We start from the raw sequence: 24,918 nt of genomic DNA on the forward strand, positions 1-24,918 counted from the left end.
AGATTATATATTTTCAATTGGAGCATCTCCCCAAAGCCGCTCTAAATTATAATAACTTCTTTCCTCCCGATGGAATATATGAGCAACAACATCGCCGAGATCGACTAACACCCATTTTCCTTCATCATAGCCTTCAAGCCTTTTAACTGTAAAGCCTTGCTTTTCTACTTTTTCTTTTATCTCGCGAGCAATTGCCTGAACTTGTTTATTAGAGTTGCCGTGACAAATGATAAAATAATCGGCAATTAATGAAATGCCTTTCATATTCAACACAATGAGATCTTCGGCCTTTTTATCATCAGCTGCTTTACAGGCAGTTTCTAACAATTGACGTTCTCTCATTCAATCAATCCTCCTTGTTCATGACAAGATCATTGTAAGTGTGAAATGTTTCTGGATAGATGGCTTTTTTCTTTTTTAAAAGAAACGTTATTGTATTTCTAATTGAAACAATTAATGCTTCATTTAAATCTACTTTAGCAATTTCCCTTACTTCGTCAACACCAGGGAATTGCCTTCCGGGCTCAATATAATCCGCAAGAAAAATAATCTTTTCTAAAAGAGACATTTTAGGACGTCCCGATGTATGGTAGCGAATTGCATCTAAAACTTCTTCATCCGTTATACCCGCTTCTTTTTCCACTAAATATGCACCGACTGGAGCATGCCAAAGTTCTGAATGAAAATGAAGGAGATTTTTCGGTAAATGTTGACTGATAATAATTTCCTTCATTTCACTTTTAGGACGAAATTTTGCATAATCATGAAATATTGCTGCTAATTCAGCTTTTTTTTCATTAGCTCCATAGTTATTTGCAAGCTTAACAGCCGTTTCCGCCACACCTATCGTATGTTGATAGCGATGGTCAGTTAATTGCTTTTTGACAAGCTGCAATGCTGCTTCACGATCCATATAAATGATTCTCCTTTATGTAAAGTCTAACCGAATCATGCAGTAAGTACCGGACCGATCTTCCTGTTTTTAAACGTTCACGAATCATACTCGATGAAAAACCTATCTCAGGAATATCTACATAAACGACTGGATAAGTAGTTTCGTGTTTGAAAGTCGGCCTCTTCACCCCTACAAATTGAACAAGTTGAACTAATTGATCAATTTGCTGCCATTTCGGTAAATATTCAATCATATCCGCACCGATGATAAAATAAAATTGATGATTCGGATATAATGTAGTTAACATTTTCATCGTATCATACGTATAAGACCGCCCAGGACGCTTTAATTCAATTGTTTCAACGCGAAATTTTGGGTGATCCTTAATACATAACTGTAACATGTTTACCCGATCTTCATTGCAAACATTTGCTGATTTTTCTTTATGAGGAGGATCTTGATTAGGCATAAACCAAATTTCGTCAAGCTGCAAACTGCATAAAACCTCATTTGCAATGAGGAGATGTCCATAGTGGGGCGGATCAAAAGTCCCTCCAAATATACCGATTTTTTTCATTTCATTCTCTCCAAGTTTGCTTTAAGGAAGTATTATTTGCTTATTTTCCTTCGATTCTTTATATAAAACAATTATATTGCCAATGGTTTGTACAAGTTCTGCATTCAAACCAGTTTTAAGCTTGTCAGCAATTGTTCCCTTATCTTCTTCACAGTTTTGCAAAATATTTATTTTAATTAATTCTCTAGCTTCAAGTGCATCATTCATTGTCTTTAGCATGTTATCATTTACGCCACCTTTTCCAACTTGGAAAATGGGATTTAAATGGTGAGCTTTTGCTCGTAAAAATCTTTTTTGTTTTCCAGTTAACATATTCGTCTTAACCCCCCAGCTGGTTCATCATATTTCGCTTCATCATTTCTGTATCTGGAAACATTCCGGTCCATTTTTCAAATGCAAGTGCACCTTGATAGACAAACATTTGTAAACCGTTCTGAACAATTGCTCCTTTCTTCTTTGCTTCTCGTAAAAATTTCGTTTCAAGTGGATTATAAATAATATCACTCACAATTGTACCGCTTTTTATATTTTTTGCAGAAAAAGGGATACCCTCTAGTTGTGGCGACATTCCAATAGACGTTGTTTGAATAATAATATTATAATCATTCGCACATTCTTCACCTTCACTCATTGTTAAAGAGCGGGATCGCACTGAAAAGGGACATGTAGAAATAAGCGATTCAGCTCTTTCGATTGTACGATTGGCAATGTCGATATCACTAACCCCTTCACTGGCAAGCGAGAAATAAATCGCCCGTGCCGCTCCTCCTGCACCAATGATTAATACCTTTTTTCCTAACAATTCAACTATCTTTTCACGTAAACCGCGGACAAAACCGCTTCCGTCTGTATTATACCCAATTAACCTTCCATTTTCGTTAACTACGGTATTTACTGCTCCAATTGTTTTTGCAAGCGGATCAAGCTGATCAAGAAAAGGGATGATCGCCGTTTTATGCGGGGCTGTCACATTAAATCCGGAAATACCAATAGCTTTTAAACCTTTGATCGCATCTTCTAAATATTCTTGCTGAACTCGTAATGGATGATAATGGGCATCTATTTTATAAAAAGAAAATAAATCATTATGCATTATAGGAGACATTGAATGTGCAATTGGGTCCCCAATAACAGCAAATAAATTTTCCACAAAATCCCCCCTTAAAAACCGTTCATTTCTCTTCTAAAAATGATTGCTCCACTATATGAGCGATTTTCTAATTAAAACATGAACCCCTTCTGGAACATGGACAATAACTTTAGCTTTAGGTTCAACAACGGTTACCCAGCCAAGACCTGAAAAAACGATATCAACTTTGCCTTCTGTTATTGAAAACTCTTTTTTTCTAAATTTAGGAAATGATTTAAGCTGTTCTTTTCTTGGAGGAGTTAACATCTCTCCAACATGGTTTTCAAATAACGTAGCCGCTTTTTCTGTTTTAGTGCGGTGAATGTTGATCCGATTGAAAAAAATAACATACGAGCGAACGATGTCCGCCTTTTATATAATCTAGTCTTGCTAATCCTCCAAAAAATAATGTTTGTCCTTCATTAAGCTGGTATACTTTTGGTTTTATCTCTCTGCTAGGTGTAATTATTTTCAAATCCCGCTTATCAACAAAATGAGACATCTGATGATGATTTATAATTCCTGGGGTATCAATGATTGCTTTGCCATCTTCAAGCGGAATTTCGATCACATCAAGAGTTGTCCCAGGAAAATGGGAAGTAGTAATTACGTCATCTTCCCCAGAAAATTCTTTTATTATTCTATTAATGAACGTAGACTTTCCTACATTTGTACAACCGACAACATAAACATCTTTCCCATCACGATAATAATCGATTGCTTCTGCTGCTTCTTTAACAAAATGACCTGTTGCAGCACTAATTAAAAATACATCTTCTGGCTTTAAACCTAGCTGCTTAGCCTCATACTTCATCCAATTAATCAATTTAGATTTTTTAACTGATTTTGGTAAAAGATCAACTTTATTTCCAATCAGTAAAATTTTATTTTTGCCAACAAAACGATGAAGACCAGGTAACCAACTTCCATTAAAATCAAAAATATCAACAATCTTAACAATTAACGCATCTTTATTTCCAATTTCATGTAAAATATTTAAAAAATCATTATCTGTAAGAGACACATCCTGCACTTCATTATAATGTTTCAACCGAAAGCAACGTTGGCAAATAATCTGTTCTTTTTCTAACGAAGAAGGAGGCGCATAACCGATTTCGTTACGGTTCACTGTTTGAATTTTTACCCCGCAGCCTACGCAAATATGTTGATGTCGATTCACATTCAATCCTCCCATTGAATCATTCCTTTTCTTTTAAACCAATTTAAAATTCTCCTTTCAATCATCCGGTTAAACTTTGTTGCAAAACCGTCTGTTTGAGCAACAGGAACAACGAGAATTGTATAAAATCCGGATCGATTGCCTCCTAATATATCGGTTAAAAGCTGATCACCAATTACAACAACTTCTGTTTTGTTTAATTTCATCCTCGTAAGTGCTTTATGAAAAGCAGCTGTAAACGGCTTTCGTGCACGAAAAATAAATGGAATCTTATGTGGGTCTGAAAAAGCTTTTACTCGATCTTCATTATTATTTGAAACAATTGTAACGGAAATATTATGTTGTTGCATGCTTTCAAACCACTTAATCAGCTTTGGCGTTGCATTTGGACGATCCCATTCTACTAGAGTATTATCCAAGTCAGTAATAATTCCTTTAATGCCTTTTTCTTTTAATCTCTCTGGCGTAATTTCAAAAATACTCTTTACATGTTCATTAGGTAAAAATTTCTTCAACAATGACTTACACCTCATTAGAGTTTATTCCAAATTTTTAATAACGTAATCATAACTAATTTTATAACAGCTTTCAAAGCATAACTGTATTTTCGGCAAAAAATCCAGCTTTTTGCGTTTATTTTAAAAACTTAGTCAAAGTATGACGAGTTTCGTAATTTTCAAAAAACTTTTCGACAATATAGCACCGTTTTAAACATCTGTGGATAACTTTATACACAATTCACACAATGATTTATATAGGTTTCGCTAAATTATAAACAACTTAATCACAGGTTATCCACTAGTGTTTGTGGATAACGGAACAATTGTTCTAACTGCGTATATTTGTTAAAGTATGAATAAGCAAATAACTTGTCCCATTTTATACACATCTTTGTATGAATTTAGAATTGCTTTTCTATTCCATTGGAGGTGAATAACTAATGAGAAGGTTATCAGACAAGTTATTAATAGAATCGTATTATAAAGCAATTGAACTAAATTTAAATCCTGAATTTATACGCCTCATTGAAATAGAAATTCACCGACGCTCCTTGCCTTTTAAAATTAAGGTATCATCATAAAATCTATTACACAATATGTAAACTTTCCTTGAAGAAAGCCCGCTAGCAGGGGCTTTTTTTCCTTTATTTTGTGATGAAATGACCAATTTTTTCCCCAACTTTAATGTTCATAGGAACTTGCAATAAAGGACAAACTTGAAATGTATTTTTTTCAAATAAAAGTACCACAGTTGATCCAAACGTAAAATAAGCTATTTCTTGGCCTTTTGTTAATTGGACTTGCTCATAAGTTAACTCAATTGAGTTCACACACATAGCTCCGACTTTAACAATCGCAATATGACCCCTTTCATGTTGCATCTCTGTTATTTTTCGGTAGTTTTTTGAAAGAGGACTTTTTCCGTATTTTAGTCCAAGTTTATTAACAGGAAACGATTTATTTCCTAAAGTCCAATGATCTGTTATTTTTCCACTTGCTGGACTATGGATACGATGGTAATGGCTTGGACTTAAATAAAAGATCATATAAGTACCGTTCAAATATTTTTGTAAATGCTCATCGCTTCCAATCATTTCTGAAACTGAATAAACTTTTCCTTTCACAATAATTTGATTATTTGCTTCTTTTTCCCCAATATCTTCTATAACTGCATCAACAGGACTAAAAACAGAATTTGTTTCATCATTGATTTTCCGAGCATCTGCTTTTAGTTTTCTTACAAATAAATCATGTAATGTTGCGTAATGATTTAGCGGGAACTCCATTTCTTGTTTATTCAACTGATAAATTTTTGCAAATGACGGAATAAGTAAGCGGCTTAGTTTTGATGTTGCTAATTTTTTCAATAAATATGAAGTCCATTTTCCATTAGTAAGTTCAATGAGGGCGCGATAAATTGTTTGAATCATGCCAATACCTCCAAAAAAATACAGATATTATCTTTACTTACGATCATAAAAAAGCTAGAATAAAAATACCATTATATAATACAATGTTATTTCTTGCAGCTAAATATAGTTATGTGGTATGTCTACTGTTGCACTAGCACTACCGTGCATCCTAACCATTATAATATCATTATCTTTTAATGAGTGAGGATTAAAAAAGGATTGATGTGTATTTTTATGGGATGAAAGGAGTGAGTGAATTGTTTTTATCAAACGTTTTAGATCAAACATTAAAAAAAATAAAGTCTCAAACAGCAAACGTTCTTACATTGACAAACTTATCGCTAGGCGGATTTGCTATTATTTTCATTTTAAAAGGACAGCTAAATTTAAGTCTGCTGCTAATTTTTATTGCTGTACTTACAGATCGATTTGATGGAGCAGCTGCTAGAAAATTTAACATTGAATCAGAATTAGGCAAACAACTTGATTCAATGAGTGATATTATTTCGTTTGGCGTTGCACCTGCACTGTTAATGTATCAAGGAATTTTATTTGAGTTCGGTGCGCCAGGTTCATTTTTCACTTTTTTTTATATCGGTTGTGGTGCTTTTCGCCTTGCCCGCTTTAATATTAGCGAAAATAATGGTTATTTTACTGGCTTGCCAATTACCGCGGCTGGTTGTTTAGCTACACTAAGCTTTCTTGCTATTCCGTATGCTCCTGCGCAATTATTTTTATTTATCATGATTATTTTATCGTTCCTAATGATTAGTCCATTCAAATTAAAAAAGGTTTAATCTTAAGGTAAGGTGATAGTTGCACGATAAGCATATAAAAGTATGCTTACCGTGCATGCTAGCACGTTGACTGACATTTAAAGCTTTCTTATTCTGTTAATGCAAGAAACTCTTCAATATCCGCAACGCAAAGTTTAACTGCCCGTTCCCAAAAATCACGCTTCGTTAAATCTTCATTCAAATGCTTCATTGCCAGCTCCTCAACTGTCATCGATGCAGTATCCTTTAATAACGCAATATACTGATTTTCAAATCCTTTTCCTTCTTCAAGTGCTTTTGCATAAATACCAAGAGAAAACAAATAGCCAAATGTATAAGGGAAATTATAGAACGGAACACGCGTAATATAGAAATGAAGCTTTGAAGCCCAAAATAAAGGATGATATTCCTCAAGTGCACCACAATAAGCTTCCTGCTGTGCAGCAAGCATTAATTCATTTAACTTTTCAGTACTGACTATCCCTTTTTGCCTTTCTTCATAAAATCTCGTTTCAAATAGAAAGCGTGCATGTATATTCATGAAAAAAGAAACTGATCGCTGAACTTTATCTTCAAGCAAGGCAATTTTCTGTTCTTTATTTGTTGCGCTTTTTACTGAAGCATCAGAAACAATCATCTCAGCAAATGTTGAAGCCGTCTCAGCAACATTCATTGCATAATCTCGATTTAAAACGTGTAAATCTCTCATCGCATAAGTATGGAACCCATGCCCAAGCTCATGAGCTAACGTTGAAACGTTTGAGAGTGTTCCAGAATAGGTCATAAAAATACGGGACTGTCCACTCTCTGGAAAATAAGTATGGAAACCGCCAGGGGCTTTTCCAGGACGATCTTCCGCTTCAATCCATTTATCCTCAAACGCCTGTTTTGTAAACTTTGTTAACTCAGAACCAAATTTTGAAAAGTGTTCTAAAATAAATTCAGCCCCTTGTTGAAAGGACAATTTTTCTTTTTGACTATTAAGAGGTGCTTCAATATCATACCAGCTAAGCTTTTCTAAACCTAGAAGTTTCGCCTTCCTAGTTAAAAAGTTTACAAGCGATTGTTTATTTTCAGATACAACAGTCCACATCGTTTCAAGTGTATCTTTTTCCATTCGATTATAGTTTAATGGCTCTTTAAGTACATCATTCCAACCGCGGCTTTTATATACGTTCAAACGAAAGCCAGCAAGATGATTCAATGTTTTCGTTAAGTAATCTATTTTTTCTCCCCAAGCCCTTTCCCATTCTTTAAATACCTTTTGACGAATGGTACGATCTGAATTCGAAAAATAGTTTGCAGCCTGACCAACAGATAACAACTTTTCTTCCCCGTCTTCTTTTAGCTTGATTTTTATCGAGCTTACAATAAGATCGTACATTTGTCCCCAGCTGTGGTAACCATCAATACTAAGGGCATTAATTAACGACTCCTCTTCCTGTGAAAGCTTTTCGAAGGCACGAGTACGGCGTTCTGATAAAATGAAGGAAATATCTTTTAACGGCTCGTGTTCGAGAACTAATTCCCATACATCCTGATCGATTTTTCTGAGCTTATGATCAAAAATTGTCAACCCCGTTTGAAAAGCTGCACTTATTTCAGTATGATTGGCACGCAGCTCTGCTACTTTTTTGTCTGTCGTATCTTGCGCTTGAAGACAACTTATAAACGCACCTTCTTGACGAATCCGTTTTGCTATTATTTGAAGATCCTCTATGAACAATGTTAACTTTTGATGATCTTTAACTGTATTTGAAGGAAGCCATTCCTCAACTAAGTTAGTAAAATCGCTTACTTTCTTTAATGTCTCTTTTAGATGGGCAGCAAACTCCGACGAAGAACTCCCACCTTTAAAAAAAATATCTAAGTCCCAAACGGTTGAATAGTTATTTTCTATCAATCATTTCTCCTCCTTTTTTATCACATATTTTCATTGTAAAATAGTTTCTTAACATTTTCTATTCATTCAAACGAATAATTTCCAATTGTGAAAGTTTCATTTTCTATAAAGCCAGTGAGTCCGTAATTAAAGAATGACTGTAGCACATTTTTAATAAATAGGCTTTAACGATAAAAAAATGTGAAAAAACTATTTATTCTCTGTCGTTTTATCAAACTTTTGTTGTACAATATCAATATTGAGTTTGAAAAGGAAATATTGGTAAGGAGTGAGATAAAATGAAGAAACTCTTACTTATCGACGATGAAGTGAGGATGCTCGATCTCCTCTCATTATATTTAACGCCCTATGGTTATCACTGTATTAAAAAATCATCAGCTTTAGAAGCAATTTCTTACTTACATGACCAGCATGTGGATTTAGTATTACTAGACGTAATGATGCCTGAAATGAACGGCTGGGAAGCATGCATTGAAATTCGGCAATTTTCTGATGTACCGATTATTATATTGACTGCAAGAAGTGAAAAAGTCGATGTTGTAAAAGGATTAAAAATAGGAGCGGATGATTATGTAGCAAAACCCTTTGACGAAGATGAACTTTTAGCGAGAATTGATGCGGTTTTACGCCGTAAAAAACAAAGCGATAAAATAATTCATTTTAACGGCTTAAACTTAAATGAAGAAGCTTTTGAACTTCACTATAACGATCAATTAATCCTATTAACACCAAAAGAATTTGCGCTAATTAGCTTGTTCTTAAAAAACGAAAATAAAGTATTTACGCGTGAACATCTCCTTTCTTCTATATGGGGTTATGCTGTTAATACTGAAGACAGAACTGTTGATTCTCACCTACGGAACTTACGGGAAAAACTACGTAAATCTGGGTTTCCAATTGAACGACATTTAACAACTGTATGGGGAATTGGATATAAATGGGTTACCGATAAATAACTCTGCTTTTACAAATTCTTATGTGTAGCTAACTGTAAAATTTGAAAGAACGAATAATTTAATATTCAATGAAAGCATTCTTTCATTGTAGCTGTTATATAATATTGAAAATGGAGGTAAATGATGAATTTAAATAAAAAATTTCTGTTCATATTATTTTTAATAACTACTACATCGTTTACAGCAGGCTGCTCAATAGAAAACAAAACAAATAAAACATTTACAATTGAAAAAGCACGTACGAAAACAATTGATCATATACATGGAATTGGGTATTCTGGTGACGGTGATAGTCTAATTATCGCTTCTCCTAAAGGAATTAAAATTTTTACAGAAGGGCATTGGCTGGAAACAAATCAATATTTTCACGATTATATGGGATTTCAAACTACAAAGGAGGGTTTTTATGCAAGCGGGCATCCAGAAGAAGGCTCATCTTTAAGAAATCCTCTAGGACTTGTGAAAAGTACAGATTTAGGAAAATCTCTTCAAACACTTGCCTTTTATGGAGAAAGTGATCTTCATTTTATAGCAACAAGCTTTTATGATAAGACAATATATATTTTGAATGAAGAGCCAAACTCAAAACTTAATACTGGTGTATACTATACCGAAAATGATGGGCGTTACTGGAAGAAATGTGAATTTAATGGATTTAACTCAAATACATTTGGAATGATGGCTGTTCACCCATCAATAGGATCAACAGTGGCAATTGCCACGAAAAATGGAATTTATTTTTCAATAGACAATGGTAATACATTTAAACAGTTATTTGATTCAACTATGGTTACTGCGATAGCTTTCTCCGAAACAAAACTGTACTTCTCCACAGTTGAAAATAATAAAATTTACTTAAAAAGCTATGATTTAAAAACAAAAAAAATAGACGATATAAGTATACCCTCCCTTAATGATGAAAACCCGATCACTTATATTGCTGTTAATGTAAGTAACCCAGAACAAATTGCTTTTTCAACTTACAATCATGATGTGTATGAAACAAATGATTTCAAGAAAAATTGGAATAAACTAATCGAAAACGGTCGATTAAAGTAGGCTTAAACCCTATTCTAAGATTGTAGACAAAATCAATATTTGAAAACGCTTCAGTCGAGGCATTGAGCAAACGAGGGAAAGCGAATATAACAATCGTTCATAAGTTGGTTTGTCAAAGTCCACAGAGTAGTTTTTAAATCCTACTTTTTTTATTTTAGGCACAAGTTAAAACTTCCACTGAATAATATGTCTCTTTTAGAACAGTAGTGACAAACCATTTCGTTAAAAGTAATAGTATAACCTCTTCATGGTTATGATGATAAACAATAGTTCCTTTAGGAGGATTTTAATGATGAAAAGATTAGTTATTTTAATCATTCATACAATGCTAATACTACTTTTTTTGTGTGCATGCACAACCAATGACAATCAATATAAAAGTGAACAAGCACTTCATTCAAAACTAAAAAAGACATTTACGGAACCACCTAAAAAAATAAATCCTAATGCTACATCTTACTTATATACAGACAATACGAAAAATACTACCCGAATAAATTCAAATACAGTAATTGATGAAGCAGTGATTGTTTCCCAAATGATGTGGCCAGCAACACATGAAGGAAATCAGCCTGAGATTGTTATTTTAGCACCCGTGGAAAAATGGCAAACATCTTTATCTGCAAGTAATTTAATTCATCATCCGTATAATGGTACATTATTGTTTATTAATGAAACAAACATCCCTGAAAAAACATTGCAGGAAATTACAAGATTAAATCCTAAAGGCAGTAAAGATGGAAAAAAAATAATACTAATTGGCGAAGTTTCCGAAGAAGTATTAGAGGCACTTAGTATGTATAACTATATTCAACTATTTGGAGAAGATCCGGCACATTCAGCACAAATAATTGATGAATTCTATGCTCAACTAACAGATAGTTATCCTGAAAATATCATCATAGTATCTAGTGATAACAAAGCAAAGCTCTATTCAATCCCCGCTATGGGCTGGAGTGCATATATGCCAGATCCAATTTTATTTGTATCAAAAGACGTTCTTCCTAAAGAGACAATTACGGCTTTAAAGCAACGTAAAAAAGCAAATATATATATTCTTGGTCCAGAAAAAATAATTTCAAAACAAGTCGAAGAAGAATTAACAAAATACGGAAATGTTGTTAGAATCTTTGGAGAAACCCCTGTGACCAATGCGATACAATTTGCCACTTTTAAAGATCAAAAAACAGGTTTTGGCTGGGGAATAACGGAGAGTAGCCATGCGATTTCATTTGTTTCCACTAAAACGCCAGACTTAGCATTCGGGGCAGCAGCTTTTTCCCATATTGGTAAACACGCTCCCATTATTCTACTTCAAGAAGGACAACTAACAGATGATGTATACAACTTCCTTGCTGACATTAAACCTATCATAAGAAAGGATTCACCAAAACAATACTATAATCACGGTTTTCTGTTCGGTACAATGAATAACATTCCACATGAGACACAAGGAATTGTTGATGATAAATTAGAAATATACGTCCAAGACTAAAATTAATAACGTCAAAACCCATCCTTTTGTAAAAAAAGGGTGGGTTTCTATCAGGATCAAAAAACTTAACTCTGAAAATGCTTAGAATTGTGTTTTGCAAGTAAAAAGTTTATAAAAATGCAACGAAAAGTTTAGAACTTTGCCAGCCCTTATTTTCTTTGTATTAACGATTCGATAAAGCATGTTTTACGCGATAACTATCACCTGTAAAACTTAAAAATATGAGCGTGATGAATCACTCGATCGACCAAGGCAGCTGTTAAGCGTGCGTCAACGAATACTTTATTCCACTGACTAAACTCCAAATTTGACGTAATCACAAGGCTCTTTTGTTCATACCAATCGGAAATCAATTGAAATAATAATTCCGCTCCGTCCTTGCTAAAAGGCGCGTATCCCATTTCATCTAGAATGATCATATCGACTTTAGTAAACTTGTTACGAAAAAGTTGAAATCGACCTTCGGCCCATGATTTTTCCAATAGCTCTATTAAATCGGCGACTCGGTAGAAACGGACTTCATATCCACTTCTACAAGCTTTTCGACCTAATGCAGTGGCTAAATGTGTGATTTTCCTGTTCCGGGGGCTCCAGTTAAAATTACGTTTTCTTTTCTTTTAATAAAAGAAAGGGATTCAAGACTTTCTCTATTAATGTTTGGCGGAAAGTGAATGTGCTCACCCCATTGGTACTCGTTATACTCTTTTTCATTCATAAATTTTGCTTTTTTGATTAAACGTTCACCTTTTGCTAGTTCTCTTAAATCGATCTCCTGCTGTAATAATTCCATTAGATACTGTTTTGGACTCTCGAAGGGTATCTTCTGATACAGGTCGGAAACGTATGCTAAACGAAGCATCTTACACCTTTCTTTAATCAAGTCAGACATGCTTCACAGCCTCCTTTGCAGGAGAATCATTCATGGGTTGGAGGGAATCATAGATATTCCAGTCTACATCATAAGGGTGGTTCGTAGAATCACCGTAAACTTCTTCTGGTAATAATTCATAGAATCGTTCATCTATTTCTTGCATGTCATGATTTAGAATTAGACTTAATAACCACTCAACACGCTCTTTTCTTAGTGTTATTGATTCGATATTTAAGTAATGTGCAATTCTTCCAGGCAAATAAGGAAAATACCGAGAATATACAATGGATCGTGGCTTCCAGCTCCAATTTTTTAATATAGATTGCCATGGGATTTCTCTCGTTTGATTCATATACGGTCGGGGTCCTTTAGAGAGGAGCTCACCATTTGTAGAAACAACTTTGTAGTGATCCCAATACAAAATCAAATATAAACTGCTATAGTGGTAACTTCTAGGCACATGAATCAATGCTCCATCAATACGGACTTCACCATATTTGTTAGCTGTTACCATTGATTGTTTAAATACTGGATAATCTACTTCAGGTAAAGCTAATCCAAATTTCCCTTCTTCCTCCAATAAATCTACGATAACGAGCTTCTTCTTGTAATGAAGTCGTTGATGGTCTTGTTTAGAATGTTCAAATAACAACTCGCGCAAGTGAATTAGATCTTTAATGACGGGGGATGGAGTGAAAAAGTTATAACGAACATATCCAACCTTGTTTTCTACGTGTCCTTTTTCATTTCCTTTTCTCGGATTACAGGCTTGTGCTTCAAATCCGTAATAACTCGCAAAACGTTGAAATGCCTCAGTGAAAATAGTTTCTTGATTCCGGCTTCTTGCTTTAACAACCGCTGCCGGAAGATTATCCAAACGAAGCTTTCTTGGTACAAAACCTGCTTCATCAAAAAGTACTTTAAGACCTTCCAAAAAACATTCCTGGTTTTCTGCCCTTAAAGGAACTGCAAACCCCCCGTTACTATACGGGAAACTCATCACTAAACAATGTATGTCTTTCACTTTGCCATCTTCGATTGCCTCTGTAATTCCAAAGTCTACTTGAGCTTCAGCGGGTGGATGAGTCAGCCTTTCGTATTCTACTTTCCATTCATCCGCTTCATCCAACATTTTTTTTTCTTTCCATTCTTCTTTGATAAAGTTACAAACGGTTCGATAAGAACCGGGAAAATCTAACTTCTGTAATTGCTTAAACAGAATCGTGTTATTCCTTCTTAGTTTCTTTTTAAGTGCATAATCCTCAACTAGCCAATCAATGACAATTTCTCCCCACTTTTCCTCATACATCATCCCCTTTTTTACAACTACGTTTTTTCTTCAGGTAACTGATCTTCATCTGCATACTTTTTGACAGTTGTCCAACTAAAACCAGTGCGTTTTGAGATTTCGTTGATTGACAAGGATTTTATATTCCTTAATTTTTTGATATGATTAATTTCAGGCATTGCTGGCATCCTTTCATCCCCCCACCTTTAATTGATTAGACACCAATAACGGTAGGGTATATTGAGAGGGCTGGCAAGCCTTTTTTATATGTGCAACCTTCTAACATTTTGGTTGCAATACTCTTAACTTTTATTTTGCATTAAACAAGGGGATCCCATAAGTCGATTTTCGACTATTGGACGCCCCTTTTAATATATTTGCCCTTTTAGTCCATCCCCTTCTAACCAAAAAGGGGCAGATAATTCAATTGTATGATGATTCATTAAAACATTAATGAAAGTTTGTTGCTTACCTCCCTACTAGCTGTTTTTCCGTTTTTCTTTTTCGGCGCGGTAAAATTCATGGAACATTTTCATCAGGGCACGCTTTTCTATACGAGAAACATAGCTTCGGGAAATTCCAAGCTCTTTAGCTATCTCACGCTGTGTTTTTTCTTTTTTTAAGTCAAGGCCAAAACGGCCGATAATAACTTCTTTCTCACGTCCATCCAATACATCGATGTTTTTTTTCACTTTTTCAAGCTCCATGTTTAATTGAATTGTTTCAATCACGTCCTCTGATTCAGATTTCAACACATCGATTAATGAAATCTCATTCCCTTCCTTATCTTGACCAATTGGATCATGGAGGGATACATCTTTCTTTGTCTTCTTCAATGCTCTTAAATGCATTAGAATTTCATTCTCGATACATCTCGCTGCGTATGTTGCTAATTTTGTACCTTTCCCTTCAGAGTAGCTTTCAATTGCTTTAATTAAGCCGATTGTACCTATGGAGATGAGATCTTCTGCATCTTCGCCCGTATTTTCGAATTTTTTTACAATATGTGCAACAAGTCGCAAATTATGTTCAATTAGAATGTTTCGTGCGTGAATATCCCCTTCAGCCATCAATCTGATATACTTTCGTTCATTTGCTGCTGATAGGGGCTGAGGAAATGCGTTGTTTTTTACGTATGAAACGAGGAAAATAATTTCCTTTACTAAATAACTAAGGGCTGTAAAAATACCGGACATTTTTCCACCTCCATGTGAAATGTTTCTCCCGGATCCCACCTATCACTAATTCCTATGTAAGAGTAGAGATGTTTTTGTCTGTCCAGCAACAAATATTAATTTATCTGTTTTAGCTTGCATCTTTATTTCAATTACAATTGTATTTTTATTGTTTGTCCGAACTAGCTCAACTTAAAAAGAAATCGAGTAGGAGGGGGTGATTAGCCCCCGACCTCTCACACCACCGTACATACGGTTCCGTATACGGCGGTTCAATTAAGATGAATAACGCAAAGTTTCGTAACGAATTTGCAGACTTTTCAGCCCTTGGCTTTCCCAGTAGGAATTGTCAAGGGTTCTGTGTAATATGGGGTTTTTTGAAATGCGCCAGTACCCTTTCCGGGTATTCCCCCACTCATATGCTTTTCCGTATGGGATGTTTAAGCGAGTGAGGTTTCTGACTCTTGTCCGAGGTTTCTTCCAATTCTTCCATAGACACATTCTCAATCTTCGTTTAATCCAACTATCTAACAACTTGAAGATACTTGGTGTATCTGCTAGCGCAAAATAACCACACCATCCAATTAAATATTGGTTTAATTGCTTGATTCTGTATTCCATAGAGTATGGCATCTTTCTAGAGGTAATTTCTCGTATTTTCTTCTTCATTCGTTGGAGACTTGTTTTCGCAATGCGAACCTTAGGTTCTTTATGAAATGTAAAGCTAAAACCCAGGAACTTTCGTTTCCATGGTCGGTCTACTGACGATTTTGTTTCATTTACTTTTAATCGTAGTTGTCCTTCAATGAATCGCTGCACACTTGCCATTGTTCGCTTTCCTGAACGTTCACTTTTTACATAAATATTGCAGTCAGTCATCTGCATAACGAACGAATTTATGTCCACGTTTCTCTAACTCTTTATCAAGCTCATCTAATACGATGTTTGAAAGAAGTGGACTTAAAGGTCCACCTTGAGGTGTTCCTTTATCTGTACTCGAAACGACTCCGTTTATCATGACACCAGCTTGAAGATATTTGCGGATCAGTTTTAAGAGTGGTTTATCTTGAATTCTTTTCGCTAATGTTGCCATTAGTCGGTCATGATTGACTTTGTCAAAATTTTTTTCTAAATCCATATCTACTACCCAGCGATACCCCTCTTTTTTATATACCCTTTGCTTTTTTTCGGACAGCGTCGTGGGCGTTCCGATTTGGTCGGAATCCATAACTGTTATCCGAAAATGTTTTGTCATATTCCTTCGATAATATCTGCGATATGGCTTGTTGAATTAAACGGTCTGTCACGGTAGGGATGCCTAATAAGCGCACACCGCCGTCTGGTTTCGGGATTTCGACTCGACGTACTGGTTGCGGTTCATAGGTTCCCGTTAGAATCTGCGATTTAATGGTTGCCCAATTTTCGAGGATGTGCTGACGTAAGGTTTGTACGGGCATCATGTCTACTCCATGGCTTCCCTTATTCGCTTCTACTCGCTTTAATGCTCGTATCATGTTCTGCCGTTCCAGAATTTGATTCAACATTACCATTTCGTTCCTTCCCGTGAATAGCTTATCTTCTTTTGCCCAGTTGGACTACACCCTCCGCAAATACCCTCGTGGGATTCACCACTACTTTCTAAGCGTGAGGTTTCTCTGTTTTCTGTGTTCATTCATCCAAACTGGAAAGCCAAGGGCTATTCTTTCTTAATTGTTCAGTCCTTCCAAGTTGTTCTAGACCAACTCGTACTATGACCTCTGCTGACTTCTGACCGTTCAGTTACTTGTCACCAAGTAGGTTATGAAGGGAACTTCACGTTTCTGTCAGACCTCTCCGGGTAAGCGCATCCACTTTCACACCATCTATCCGCCTCATTTACTTGATATGACCTTCGACAGAAAGAGCTTTATTTTGTTTGGCAAACTCACTCAATCATATCTAGCCTTGTATGAGATTCGTGTTCCTCGGATTATAAATGTCAACATAAATATGTACAATTTCGCTTGTTTAAGAATGTACAAAATTACTCGCTTTCTATTGTAAAATGATCCTTTAAACGATACGAGTCTCCGATCATTGTGACGACTGTCGCATGGTGTAAAATACGATCTAGAATGGCATTTGCTAGTTTGGGTTCCTGAAAAACTTCATCCCATGCTTTAAAATTCACATTGGTCGTTAAGATGGTACTTCGCTTCTCATATCGCATATCAATCAGCTGGAAAAACAGTTTTTTGCATCTTCTTGCTCAATCGGTAAATAACCGATTTCGTCAATAATTAGTAGTTTATATTTTGTAAAATGCTTTAAACGGGCTTCCAAGCGATTCTCTAGTCGTGCTCGTCTTAAATTTTGAATTAAATCGTGGCACTTAATGAAATAGGTGCTCGTCCGTTTCTTTGCTGCCGCAATCCCTATCGCGGTCGCCAAGTGGGTCTTGCCTACCCCACTTGGTCCTAAAAACACAATATTCTCATTCTGTTCAATAAAGCGAAGTGTTAAAAAATCTAGAATTTGCTGTTGATTGACTGACGCTTGGAAGGTAAAGTCGAAATCCTTTATTTCCTTCAAATGTGGAAACGCAGCGACTTTCACCATCGATTGAATCATATTTTGTTCCCGTACATCAATTTCATAGTTGGTCAATTTAATTAACGTATCAATGAATGACATCTGGTTCTTTACACCAAAATCAACAACCTCATTTAAATGCACGACCATTTGCTTTAGCTTTAAATACTCCAAATTGCTTAATAGCTGCTGATAATTAGTAGCTGGATTCATGACTTATACACATCTCCAATCGTTGCTAGATTTCTTTTAGCCAATTCATCTATTTCGGGATAGTAAGGGGCCGAAATAACTAGGGTTGCTTTATAATGCGCCTCCTGATAATTTAATTTTGATTTGCCGATTGGATGTTGTGCGATAAGTTTCATGTTATAATAAATCCACAATTGATCATCATACACCTGTAGGCCTACTTTCTTTCCTTGATATTCTGGTGGTGGTACGGAGTACTGGTTTGATTTGTAGGAAATCATGTTCGACGCATTGACTTTTACAAGTGTATGCGTGATGCGATAGGAATCTCTTACATTTTCAGTTGGTAGCTGGAGTAAGTGATTCCTTTCTTTTTTGAATTCAATGATTGGAAGTTTCCCTGTACCTTGGTGAATCTGATGATTCACTCGATTCGCCAGATCCTGTATAAACTGATGCAACTCCTCTAATGTTAATTGACCTTGATAAGCGTGTATTTCATCTATCAGCTTCATGGTTGTTTCTATTTTCCCTTTCGTCCTTGGCCGTCCAGCAATACATGCCCTTACCTTAAAACCAAAGTCTTTTGCGAATTGCTCAAACTTTGCATTCACTTTACCTCTATAATGTTCTGTTCTAGCCTCATCCATGACTGTTTTCATATTATCCGTAAGGATTTCCCTAGGAACACCACCAAAGGTTTCAAAGGCTTCTGTTAAAAAGGAAAACAATGTACTTTGTGACTTCGATACACTTAAATGAAATACGCGGAATCTTGAACTAGAAAGAATGAGTGCAGCCACATTGACTTCAACTTTTTCACCATCTTTCGTCTCAAATAAAATGTTTTTCTTTCCAATCTAGTTGCGCTTGTTCACCAGGCGGCGTCTCATAACGAACCGTTCCCTTTGGGGAAGCGATGCGCTGATCCTCTTCAAAATAAGCATTAAATTCTGGTGTACGTGCAATATAGGCTCGAAAAGTGGAAGCCCCACAATCAAGGCCATGATTGTCCTTTAAATACTGCCATAGCACTCGTCGATAATAAAACACCTGTTTGGAGTCTTCTGATAACAAAGCAGCAATTACTTCGTAATATTCATCAATTTTTGACGTTCTCTGTCTCGTTTTCTTAGGTACAAAACCATTTAAATATTTATCAATCGTTCGGCGGTCTACCCCTAACTCCTTTGCCAACTTGCTCTTATTAATTTTCATTTTCATATACTCCATTATTTGTTTAAATTTTGGTAAGTCTGAAAGACTATTAATCTCAATATTAACATCAACATTTAGCGATATATACATAACTAGTCACCTCAAGACTAGTATGTAGAATGGAAGCAAGAATGTACATATTTATCCAAGCGTTTTTGTACATATTTAAGATAGCATTTCTACCTCGGATCGGTGTTTTGCCTCCAGCTTCCTTCAGATTCCATGTCACCACGGACACCCTTGCTCTTGGCTAACCTCTACTTCTGTCTTCGGGGTTCGGGACTTGCACCCTATAGTTCATGCGCATGCCGGGCACACCAAAAAGACATTAACTGAATTTCACACTCAGTTAATGCCTTTACTTGGAAATTATTTTTCGTATGATTCAATATTTCCTTTATGTTTCTTACTTTTATTTCTTCTAAAGATTAATGTTAATAACAAAATATGCAATGACATACATTACCTCCAACCAATCATTCGTTAGGTTGTGTCCTTCTCCACCCAGTAAAAACCTTTTCTCCCTTGCATTAAATAAGTCATTTATTTATTCCTCCTTTATCAGATTTTTTGAAGACTAAAAATGATTGTAACGAGAAAATTGACGATCTTTATGTTGTTCCATTATTTCATTCACTTCTTGTTCCCGAAGCATTTCATCAATTGTAAATTTTCGCCTTTTAATTGTAATTGTAAAAAATAAAATATGCAGTGTCATTATATAGAGATCACCTCCTTCTAAAAATATTTGATCCATTTGTTTCTTATGCTTGATTATTGAAAATAAAAAAGCCGCAAGGAAATATGTCCCTGCGGTTTTATAAAAAAAAGACACAAAAATACCGCAGGACACGCTTCTCCCTACGGCATGGATCATTTTGAACTAATTAAATGAAAGCTATCCATTCCAAAGCGGTCGAAAACGTGAATGAATGATATGAATTTACTGTTGAAACTAACATATTCTTTTCCATTTCACTCGACCTCCTTTACAATAGCTTACGTGGTAATTATATCCACAATCGAATCATTTGTAAACCTTTTTTTAAAAAAAAAAAAAAACGCCCAAATAAAATGGACGTTTTTCAAGTTGAAGGATAGATTACTTCATCAAATAATCTTGTCCTTCATCCGTTTCAGCTAATTTATTTCTGTATAACTTTGATCTAGAGAAAAAGAAAATTGATCCGATTAATGATAAAAAATTGATGCTGCTGCAATTACATATAAACCTATTTCACACTTTTTTCTACTGAAGGAATGATTAATCCTAAGTATAAAAAAGCTCCAAAAGCTAATAAAACAACAGCATATTGTTTATAATCGATCATTTTTTCATATATTTCTTTAACATTTTGCTTCACTAGTACATCACCTGCGTTCTTAAAAAAACTATGATTCTACTTTAACATAAATAAGTTACTTACTGATGATGTAATTAATTCAATAATTAGTGAAAAATGTTATTATCTTTGTAATCTCGTAATTATTTTTATAACTAGTGTAGCAGAATGCAAAGCAGCCTTTTCCAAAAACTGGTCAAAAGAAACATTCGATTCCTTTCCGGCAATATCAGATAAGGAGCGAATGATAACAAACGGAACTTCGAATTGATGAGCAACTTGTGCTATTGCCGCAGCTTCCATTTCAGCCGCCTGTAAATAAGGAAATTTCCCTCGGATAAACTCAACACGAACGTGATCACTCATAAATGAATCACCCGTTGCAATTAAGCCAGAAACAACTTGAACACCTTTAATCTCTTTTGCACAATTTTTTGCAACTTTAACTAAATGCTCATCCGCTGTAAAAGCAGCTGGCAATCCTGGAACTTGTCCATATTCATAACCAAAGGCTGTCACATCAACATCATGATGACGAACTTCTGTTGAAATGACGATATCGCCAACATTTAATCTCGGATTAAAACCACCTGCTGAGCCAGTATTAATCACATAATCAGGTTTGTATTTTTCAAGTAAAATCGCTGTTGACATCGCTGCATTTACTTTTCCGATTCCTGAACGCAATAAAATGATTTCTGTTCCATTATATGTACCAATATTAAACTCACAACCTCCGATTGTCACCTGGCTCAAATCTTCTAGATGGTCGCGAAGTATTGTAACTTCCTCTTCCATCGCTCCAATTACAGCAATCTTCATAAAAAATACCTTCTCTCTTTTTAATTAAGATAAAACTATCTTCCCTTATCGTTTTCATACAATTCTTCAACTTTAGTCGGCTTCCAACCTTGTCCATCTACCCACTCAATATACACTCGATATACTTGTTGATTGTCTTTAGATGTTACTGTTCCTATTGCTTTATTTTCCCCTCCATTTCCAAGAAACCAAATCGTCATATTATCGTGTGAAAGTCCTGTTGCATATGAAATCGCGTTCTCCATTTCACTCCAATCAGCAGAATCTTTATTAAACACTGTTGTATGTTCTCCAGTTTGATCTGTGCCTACTGGCTTCCATGCAGGATTTATTACCGTGTTTTTTACATTAGGACTTGAGCCCCCCTCAGTAATCACCGGCTCTGAATCCTCCGTTTCTGCGTCCGTCTCTGTCGTCTCTTCGTTATTATTTATCTCTTCTTCATCAACCTTTTCGTTGTCTTTATTTTTTGGTTGTTTATTTTCCGCCTTCTCGTTAGGTTTTTCTTGAATTTTTTTACTCATTTTTTTCACTCTTTTCAACCGTTTTTTTATCATCTGTCTTTACTTGCTCTTTATCTCCACTTGAAAAAATTGAGACAGCAACAATAATAATGAGAATAAGGACAGCAATAATTAAGCTATTTAAAATTATGTTTGTTTTTCGACGTTTAGCACGTTGCTCTGAACGAGAACGATCATTAAATTCATCAAAATCATTCTTCATAATAATTCCCCTCCGTCTATAAGGTTGTCAATATTTTAACATGAGTTAATCGAAACATGAAGAAATTTACCCTTTTTTATTTACCCTTAAACGATATTGTTATAAGCTTGTAATAGAGTGGGATTTAATTATCAAGGTTTATATTCGCATCAATTTCTATTTTAGAAGCTGTTTTTCCATTTTTTTGTTCCAATTCATAAATTCCTTTCACCATGTCCATAAAAAGTGGATTTACTGCACCCTCATCTGAAAATACATCTAAATTTACTGTGACAAGAGCAAACCTTGGCTTTTCGTAAGGGAAAAAGCCTGCAAACCATTTATTATGAAGCTGCTTATCTTCTTTAAATTTACCTGTTTCTGCCGTTCCAGATTTACCAGCAACTTCAAATGGCAAATCATAAAAAACCCTGCCTGTACCATGTTCATTTTCAACAACTTCACGTAAAAGCTTTTGTAGCCTCATCGCTGTGGATGGGGCTAGTGATTCTCCTCTTATTTGCCGCTGTTTAAACTTTGTCATCACTGTCCCGCCTTTATATTCAATTTTTGAGACAACTCTGACCATCTCTTTTTTACCACCTCGCGCGATTGTTGCCATCATATTTGCAACCGCTAAAGGAGATGACCTAACTTCATGCTGTCCAATCCCTGTAAGTGCAACAAAATTGTCATCATTTCGTGCCTCGCGGGAAAAAAAATACTCTTCCCTTTTCCTCTTTATTAAATTGCCTAAAATTAAGAAAGTGATAAATATCTCCTTCCCACCCAACTCGATTAACTAGCGACATTTTTTCAGCATATTTTTCAAGTATCCCAGGATCAATGTTTTTTAATTCTTTCGCCAACTCTCCAAACGCATTGTTACAACTTCTAGCAAAGCTATTTTTAAAATTAAGAAATCCGTGCTGGTACGTTTGATCAGGATCGCCATTTATTTTCTTACTGCAGTCAAACACTCGCTCTTCTGAAATTAACTTATGATCAATCGCAGCAGCTGCGACAACCGTCTTAAATACAGAACCCATTATTTGTTGTTTTAGCATCATATTATTAATTCCATTGTTATCAAATGGATTAGCACGATCAATTGCTGGTCTTGATACTAAAGCAAGCACACTATTGGTTTCAATATCAAGAATAACGAGCCCACCCTTTTTAATTTGATGTTTATCAACGAGCTTTTCTGCCATTTTTTGAATTTCTAAATCTAATGTCGTTTTAATATTTACTGGATAAAACGGGTTAGCTGGGCCAACATATTTAACATTGATGCCAAATAGAGGGGCCCCAGTTGCATCAACGTGATAAACAAGCTTTGTTTCTCCTTCTGGGATAAGAAATTCATCAAAGCTTGCCTGTAAGCCTGTTAGCCCGATTAACGTTTTAGATGAAACTTCACGATCAGGATAACGTTGTTGCAGCTCTTTTTCATTTTCTCCAATAATCCCAATTAATTGCTCAGCTAAACGATCTTCTACCTCAACTTGCCTTTCTACAGCAAATACACCAGGTATTTTTAACTCGTTTATTTGCCTTGTTTGTTTTATTGACAATAAAAGTGGTTTAGAGCCACCGAACACAAATGGTTTTTTCTCTCGTTCAATCGTTTCTTTTAACTCTTCTTCGGAAACGTTAATGATCCGTGCTACCTCTTTAATGTTCCAATTCATTCTTTAAAAAAAATGGAAATAAAACTAAAACGGGCTCATTTTTTTTAGTGAGAGAATGACCGTTACGATCTAAAAAGTCCCCCCGTCCATTATCAATCACAATTTCTTGAGAGCGCTGACGGACACTTTCTTCAAGTAAATTCACATGATGCTTGGAAAAATGTTCTGTCTGCACTAATTGCAACTGAATCAGTCTCCCGATTAAAAATAAAAGACCCCCAATAAAAAAGCATAAAAACAATACAGCTCGTCTTCTCCTAATAAAAAAACACCTCGTCAAAAGTGTTGACGAGGTTTCATCTTTTCAAAACAGATTATTCAATTATTTTTTTAAATAACAATATTTCTTCTTATCTAAAAACCTTTTGGCTCTACTTCACTGAAATAATTCTAACGTTCATTTCGCCACCAGGTGTTTGTACTGTTACTTCATCGCCAACTTTACGGCCAATCACACTTTTGGCAATCGGAGAATCGTTTGAAATCTTGCCTTCAAACGGATCAGCCTCTGCACTACCCACAATTGTATACGTTTCTTCTTCACCATCTGGTAATTCAACAAATGTTACGGAGCGTCCAAGAGAAACAGTATCTCCTGCCGCCTCATCTTCTTCAATAATTTTTGCATTACGAATCATATTCTCTAATGTTGTAATTCGTCCCTCAACAAATGCCTGTTCTTCTTTTGCTGAATCATACTCAGAGTTTTCGGATAAGTCACCGAAGCTTCGGGCAATCTTTATCCGCTCTACTACTTCTTTACGTTTTACTGTTTTTAAATATTCTAGCTCTTGTTCGAGCTTTTCTTTTCCTGCTTTTGTCATTGGAAATACTTTTTCTGTAGTCAATCTCCTTCACTCCTTATCCTTCTTCACTACTTCAAATTGTGTAAATACATTATGTAGTGTATTTATTACAACATAAATACACATGTGCGCGTCCTATAAAGGGCGCGCAAATTAATGAGACCGCTTCGATCTTATCAGATTGTTAAAAAAAAAAACAATCGCGTTCTTTGTTGCTTGCAATTCATTATCAACTCTCATATGAATGATCGTTCTATTCATTTTTACCATGTGTTTTGCCTCGACTGACAAGCATTTTCAACCAGTCTTAGATGTCAGGATAGAGTTTATCTACGAGCTGTTCTTATTACT

General features: G+C 35.4%; 22 protein-coding genes and 6 pseudogenes. 5 read left to right on the forward strand and 23 right to left on the reverse strand.

Annotated elements, in window-relative coordinates:
• Positions 1-3: 3 nt before the first annotated feature.
• The 7 genes and pseudogenes from rsfS to K6959_RS11410 all read right to left on the reverse strand — a co-directional run bounded on the left by rsfS (position 4) and on the right by K6959_RS11410 (position 4,299).
• Positions 4-342 carry a ribosome silencing factor gene (rsfS, locus tag K6959_RS11380; protein WP_163239502.1) on the reverse strand — a complete coding sequence of 113 codons (339 nt, stop codon included), beginning with the start codon at positions 340-342 and terminating at the stop codon, positions 4-6.
• A 4-nt stretch (positions 343-346) separates the two neighbouring features.
• Positions 347-913, reverse strand: coding sequence for a bis(5'-nucleosyl)-tetraphosphatase (symmetrical) YqeK (gene yqeK, locus K6959_RS11385; protein ID WP_223086541.1), 567 nt, complete (start codon positions 911-913; stop codon positions 347-349).
• Positions 903-1,472, reverse strand: coding sequence for a nicotinate-nucleotide adenylyltransferase (locus K6959_RS11390; RefSeq protein ID WP_163239506.1), 570 nt, complete (start codon positions 1,470-1,472; stop codon positions 903-905). Before K6959_RS11390 ends, yqeK begins: the two co-directional genes overlap by 11 nt.
• 21 nt (positions 1,473-1,493) lie before the next feature.
• The gene (gene yhbY / locus K6959_RS11395; RefSeq protein ID WP_163239508.1) at positions 1,494-1,784 is read right to left on the reverse strand and encodes a ribosome assembly RNA-binding protein YhbY; all 291 of its coding nucleotides are present in this window, start codon (positions 1,782-1,784) and stop codon (positions 1,494-1,496) included.
• A 7-nt stretch (positions 1,785-1,791) separates the two neighbouring features.
• Entirely contained in the window at positions 1,792-2,622 is an 831-nt protein-coding gene (gene aroE / locus K6959_RS11400; RefSeq protein ID WP_163239510.1) for a shikimate dehydrogenase, read from the reverse strand.
• A 51-nt stretch (positions 2,623-2,673) separates the two neighbouring features.
• Positions 2,674-3,796 (reverse strand): annotated as a pseudogene (gene yqeH / locus K6959_RS11405) (ribosome biogenesis GTPase YqeH).
• Positions 3,784-4,299 carry a YqeG family HAD IIIA-type phosphatase gene (locus K6959_RS11410; protein ID WP_163239513.1) on the reverse strand — a complete coding sequence of 172 codons (516 nt, stop codon included), beginning with the start codon at positions 4,297-4,299 and terminating at the stop codon, positions 3,784-3,786. The pseudogene yqeH and the gene K6959_RS11410 overlap by 13 nt, the downstream one beginning before the upstream one ends.
• 422 nt (positions 4,300-4,721) lie before the next feature.
• Between K6959_RS11410 and K6959_RS11415 the strand changes: the two genes are divergently transcribed.
• On the forward strand, positions 4,722-4,862 hold the full coding sequence (locus K6959_RS11415; protein ID WP_163239515.1) for a sporulation histidine kinase inhibitor Sda: 141 nt from the start codon (positions 4,722-4,724) through the stop codon (positions 4,860-4,862).
• A gap of 63 nt (positions 4,863-4,925) precedes the next feature.
• On the opposite strand, the gene K6959_RS11420 is transcribed toward K6959_RS11415, so the two are convergent.
• Entirely contained in the window at positions 4,926-5,711 is a 786-nt protein-coding gene (locus tag K6959_RS11420; protein ID WP_223086542.1) for a phosphatidylserine decarboxylase, read from the reverse strand.
• Positions 5,712-5,950: 239 nt separating this feature from the next.
• Here K6959_RS11420 and pssA point away from each other — a divergent pair, with 239 nt between their 5' ends.
• On the forward strand, positions 5,951-6,490 hold the full coding sequence (gene pssA, locus K6959_RS11425) for a CDP-diacylglycerol--serine O-phosphatidyltransferase (RefSeq protein ID WP_223086544.1): 540 nt from the start codon (positions 5,951-5,953) through the stop codon (positions 6,488-6,490).
• 88 nt (positions 6,491-6,578) lie between these two features.
• Here pssA and K6959_RS11430 read toward each other — a convergent pair whose 3' ends face one another.
• Positions 6,579-8,372, reverse strand: a complete 1,794-nt coding sequence (locus K6959_RS11430) for a M3 family oligoendopeptidase (RefSeq protein ID WP_163239521.1) — start codon at positions 8,370-8,372, stop codon at positions 6,579-6,581.
• A gap of 278 nt (positions 8,373-8,650) precedes the next feature.
• Here K6959_RS11430 and K6959_RS11435 point away from each other — a divergent pair, with 278 nt between their 5' ends.
• The 3 genes from K6959_RS11435 (at position 8,651) to K6959_RS11445 (ending at position 11,882) form a co-directional block, all read left to right on the forward strand.
• A complete protein-coding gene (locus tag K6959_RS11435; protein WP_163239523.1) occupies positions 8,651-9,328 on the forward strand; it encodes a response regulator transcription factor in 678 nt (225 codons plus the stop codon).
• Positions 9,329-9,451: 123 nt separating this feature from the next.
• The gene (locus K6959_RS11440; RefSeq protein ID WP_223086546.1) at positions 9,452-10,387 is read left to right on the forward strand and encodes a F510_1955 family glycosylhydrolase; all 936 of its coding nucleotides are present in this window, start codon (positions 9,452-9,454) and stop codon (positions 10,385-10,387) included.
• 292 nt (positions 10,388-10,679) lie between these two features.
• Positions 10,680-11,882 carry a cell wall-binding repeat-containing protein gene (locus K6959_RS11445; protein ID WP_223086547.1) on the forward strand — a complete coding sequence of 401 codons (1,203 nt, stop codon included), beginning with the start codon at positions 10,680-10,682 and terminating at the stop codon, positions 11,880-11,882.
• Positions 11,883-12,045: 163 nt separating this feature from the next.
• Here K6959_RS11445 and istB (K6959_RS11450) read toward each other — a convergent pair.
• The 14 genes and pseudogenes from istB (K6959_RS11450) to greA form a co-directional block, all read right to left on the reverse strand.
• Positions 12,046-12,771 (reverse strand): annotated as a pseudogene (gene istB, locus K6959_RS11450) (IS21-like element helper ATPase IstB).
• Complete coding sequence (gene istA / locus K6959_RS11455) at positions 12,764-14,062, reverse strand: IS21 family transposase (protein ID WP_262421769.1); 1,299 nt, start codon at positions 14,060-14,062, stop codon at positions 12,764-12,766. The pseudogene istB (K6959_RS11450) and the gene istA (K6959_RS11455) overlap by 8 nt, the downstream one beginning before the upstream one ends.
• Before the next feature lie 17 nt (positions 14,063-14,079).
• Positions 14,080-14,229: a hypothetical protein gene (locus K6959_RS19170; protein ID WP_262421770.1), complete on the reverse strand. Its 150-nt coding sequence runs from the start codon at positions 14,227-14,229 to the stop codon at positions 14,080-14,082.
• A 291-nt stretch (positions 14,230-14,520) separates the two neighbouring features.
• Positions 14,521-15,237 (reverse strand): RNA polymerase sporulation sigma factor SigK, encoded by a 717-nt coding sequence (sigK, locus tag K6959_RS11460; protein ID WP_223086549.1) that lies wholly within the window; start codon positions 15,235-15,237, stop codon positions 14,521-14,523.
• A gap of 255 nt (positions 15,238-15,492) precedes the next feature.
• Positions 15,493-16,760: pseudogene (gene ltrA, locus K6959_RS19870) on the reverse strand (group II intron reverse transcriptase/maturase).
• Positions 16,761-17,239: 479 nt separating this feature from the next.
• Positions 17,240-18,000, reverse strand: a pseudogene (istB, locus tag K6959_RS11470) (IS21-like element helper ATPase IstB).
• A pseudogene (istA, locus tag K6959_RS11475) lies at positions 17,997-19,287 on the reverse strand (IS21 family transposase). The pseudogenes istB (K6959_RS11470) and istA (K6959_RS11475) overlap by 4 nt, the downstream one beginning before the upstream one ends.
• Before the next feature lie 487 nt (positions 19,288-19,774).
• Positions 19,775-19,915, reverse strand: a complete 141-nt coding sequence (locus K6959_RS11480) for a YrzI family small protein (RefSeq protein ID WP_163243304.1) — start codon at positions 19,913-19,915, stop codon at positions 19,775-19,777.
• A gap of 514 nt (positions 19,916-20,429) precedes the next feature.
• Positions 20,430-20,561, reverse strand: a complete 132-nt coding sequence (locus K6959_RS11485; RefSeq protein WP_223086551.1) for a YrhC family protein — start codon at positions 20,559-20,561, stop codon at positions 20,430-20,432.
• 102 nt (positions 20,562-20,663) lie between these two features.
• Positions 20,664-21,362 carry a 5'-methylthioadenosine/S-adenosylhomocysteine nucleosidase gene (mtnN, locus tag K6959_RS11490; RefSeq protein WP_163243302.1) on the reverse strand — a complete coding sequence of 233 codons (699 nt, stop codon included), beginning with the start codon at positions 21,360-21,362 and terminating at the stop codon, positions 20,664-20,666.
• Between the two features lie 35 nt (positions 21,363-21,397).
• Positions 21,398-21,886, reverse strand: a complete 489-nt coding sequence (locus K6959_RS11495) for a YrrS family protein (RefSeq protein WP_262421774.1) — start codon at positions 21,884-21,886, stop codon at positions 21,398-21,400.
• Complete coding sequence (locus tag K6959_RS19190) at positions 21,879-22,088, reverse strand: hypothetical protein (protein ID WP_262421775.1); 210 nt, start codon at positions 22,086-22,088, stop codon at positions 21,879-21,881. The genes K6959_RS11495 and K6959_RS19190 overlap by 8 nt, the downstream gene beginning before the upstream one ends.
• A gap of 124 nt (positions 22,089-22,212) precedes the next feature.
• Positions 22,213-24,023, reverse strand: a pseudogene (locus tag K6959_RS19875) (peptidoglycan D,D-transpeptidase FtsI family protein).
• A 109-nt stretch (positions 24,024-24,132) separates the two neighbouring features.
• Complete coding sequence (gene greA, locus K6959_RS11505; RefSeq protein WP_163243299.1) at positions 24,133-24,609, reverse strand: transcription elongation factor GreA; 477 nt, start codon at positions 24,607-24,609, stop codon at positions 24,133-24,135.
• Between the last annotated feature and the right edge of the window lie 309 nt (positions 24,610-24,918).

The sequence above is a fragment of the Bacillus aquiflavi genome (assembly GCF_019915265.1).
Taxonomy (GTDB): domain Bacteria; phylum Bacillota; class Bacilli; order Bacillales; family Cytobacillaceae; genus Bacillus_BT; species Bacillus_BT aquiflavi.

What these genes read in the sequence shown, in the direction of transcription:
- K6959_RS19190 (WP_262421775.1), bottom strand. Translation starts at nt 22,088, where the DNA reads ATGAAGAATGATTTTGATGAATTTAATGATCGTTCTCGTTCAGAGCAA.
- K6959_RS19170 (WP_262421770.1), bottom strand. Translation starts at nt 14,229, where the DNA reads ATGCCAGCAATGCCTGAAATTAATCATATCAAAAAATTAAGGAATATA.
- K6959_RS11435 (WP_163239523.1), top strand. Translation starts at nt 8,651, where the DNA reads ATGAAGAAACTCTTACTTATCGACGATGAAGTGAGGATGCTCGATCTC.
- mtnN (WP_163243302.1), bottom strand. Translation starts at nt 21,362, where the DNA reads ATGAAGATTGCTGTAATTGGAGCGATGGAAGAGGAAGTTACAATACTT.
- K6959_RS11445 (WP_223086547.1), top strand. Translation starts at nt 10,680, where the DNA reads ATGAAAAGATTAGTTATTTTAATCATTCATACAATGCTAATACTACTT.
- yqeK (WP_223086541.1), bottom strand. Translation starts at nt 913, where the DNA reads ATGGATCGTGAAGCAGCATTGCAGCTTGTCAAAAAGCAATTAACTGAC.
- yhbY (WP_163239508.1), bottom strand. Translation starts at nt 1,784, where the DNA reads ATGTTAACTGGAAAACAAAAAAGATTTTTACGAGCAAAAGCTCACCAT.
- istA (WP_262421769.1), bottom strand. Translation starts at nt 14,062, where the DNA reads ATGTATGAGGAAAAGTGGGGAGAAATTGTCATTGATTGGCTAGTTGAG.
- K6959_RS11480 (WP_163243304.1), bottom strand. Translation starts at nt 19,915, where the DNA reads ATGACACTGCATATTTTATTTTTTACAATTACAATTAAAAGGCGAAAA.
- rsfS (WP_163239502.1), bottom strand. Translation starts at nt 342, where the DNA reads ATGAGAGAACGTCAATTGTTAGAAACTGCCTGTAAAGCAGCTGATGAT.
- K6959_RS11440 (WP_223086546.1), top strand. Translation starts at nt 9,452, where the DNA reads ATGAATTTAAATAAAAAATTTCTGTTCATATTATTTTTAATAACTACT.
- K6959_RS11420 (WP_223086542.1), bottom strand. Translation starts at nt 5,711, where the DNA reads ATGATTCAAACAATTTATCGCGCCCTCATTGAACTTACTAATGGAAAA.
- K6959_RS11415 (WP_163239515.1), top strand. Translation starts at nt 4,722, where the DNA reads ATGAGAAGGTTATCAGACAAGTTATTAATAGAATCGTATTATAAAGCA.
- sigK (WP_223086549.1), bottom strand. Translation starts at nt 15,237, where the DNA reads ATGTCCGGTATTTTTACAGCCCTTAGTTATTTAGTAAAGGAAATTATT.
- K6959_RS11495 (WP_262421774.1), bottom strand. Translation starts at nt 21,886, where the DNA reads ATGAGTAAAAAAATTCAAGAAAAACCTAACGAGAAGGCGGAAAATAAA.
- K6959_RS11390 (WP_163239506.1), bottom strand. Translation starts at nt 1,472, where the DNA reads ATGAAAAAAATCGGTATATTTGGAGGGACTTTTGATCCGCCCCACTAT.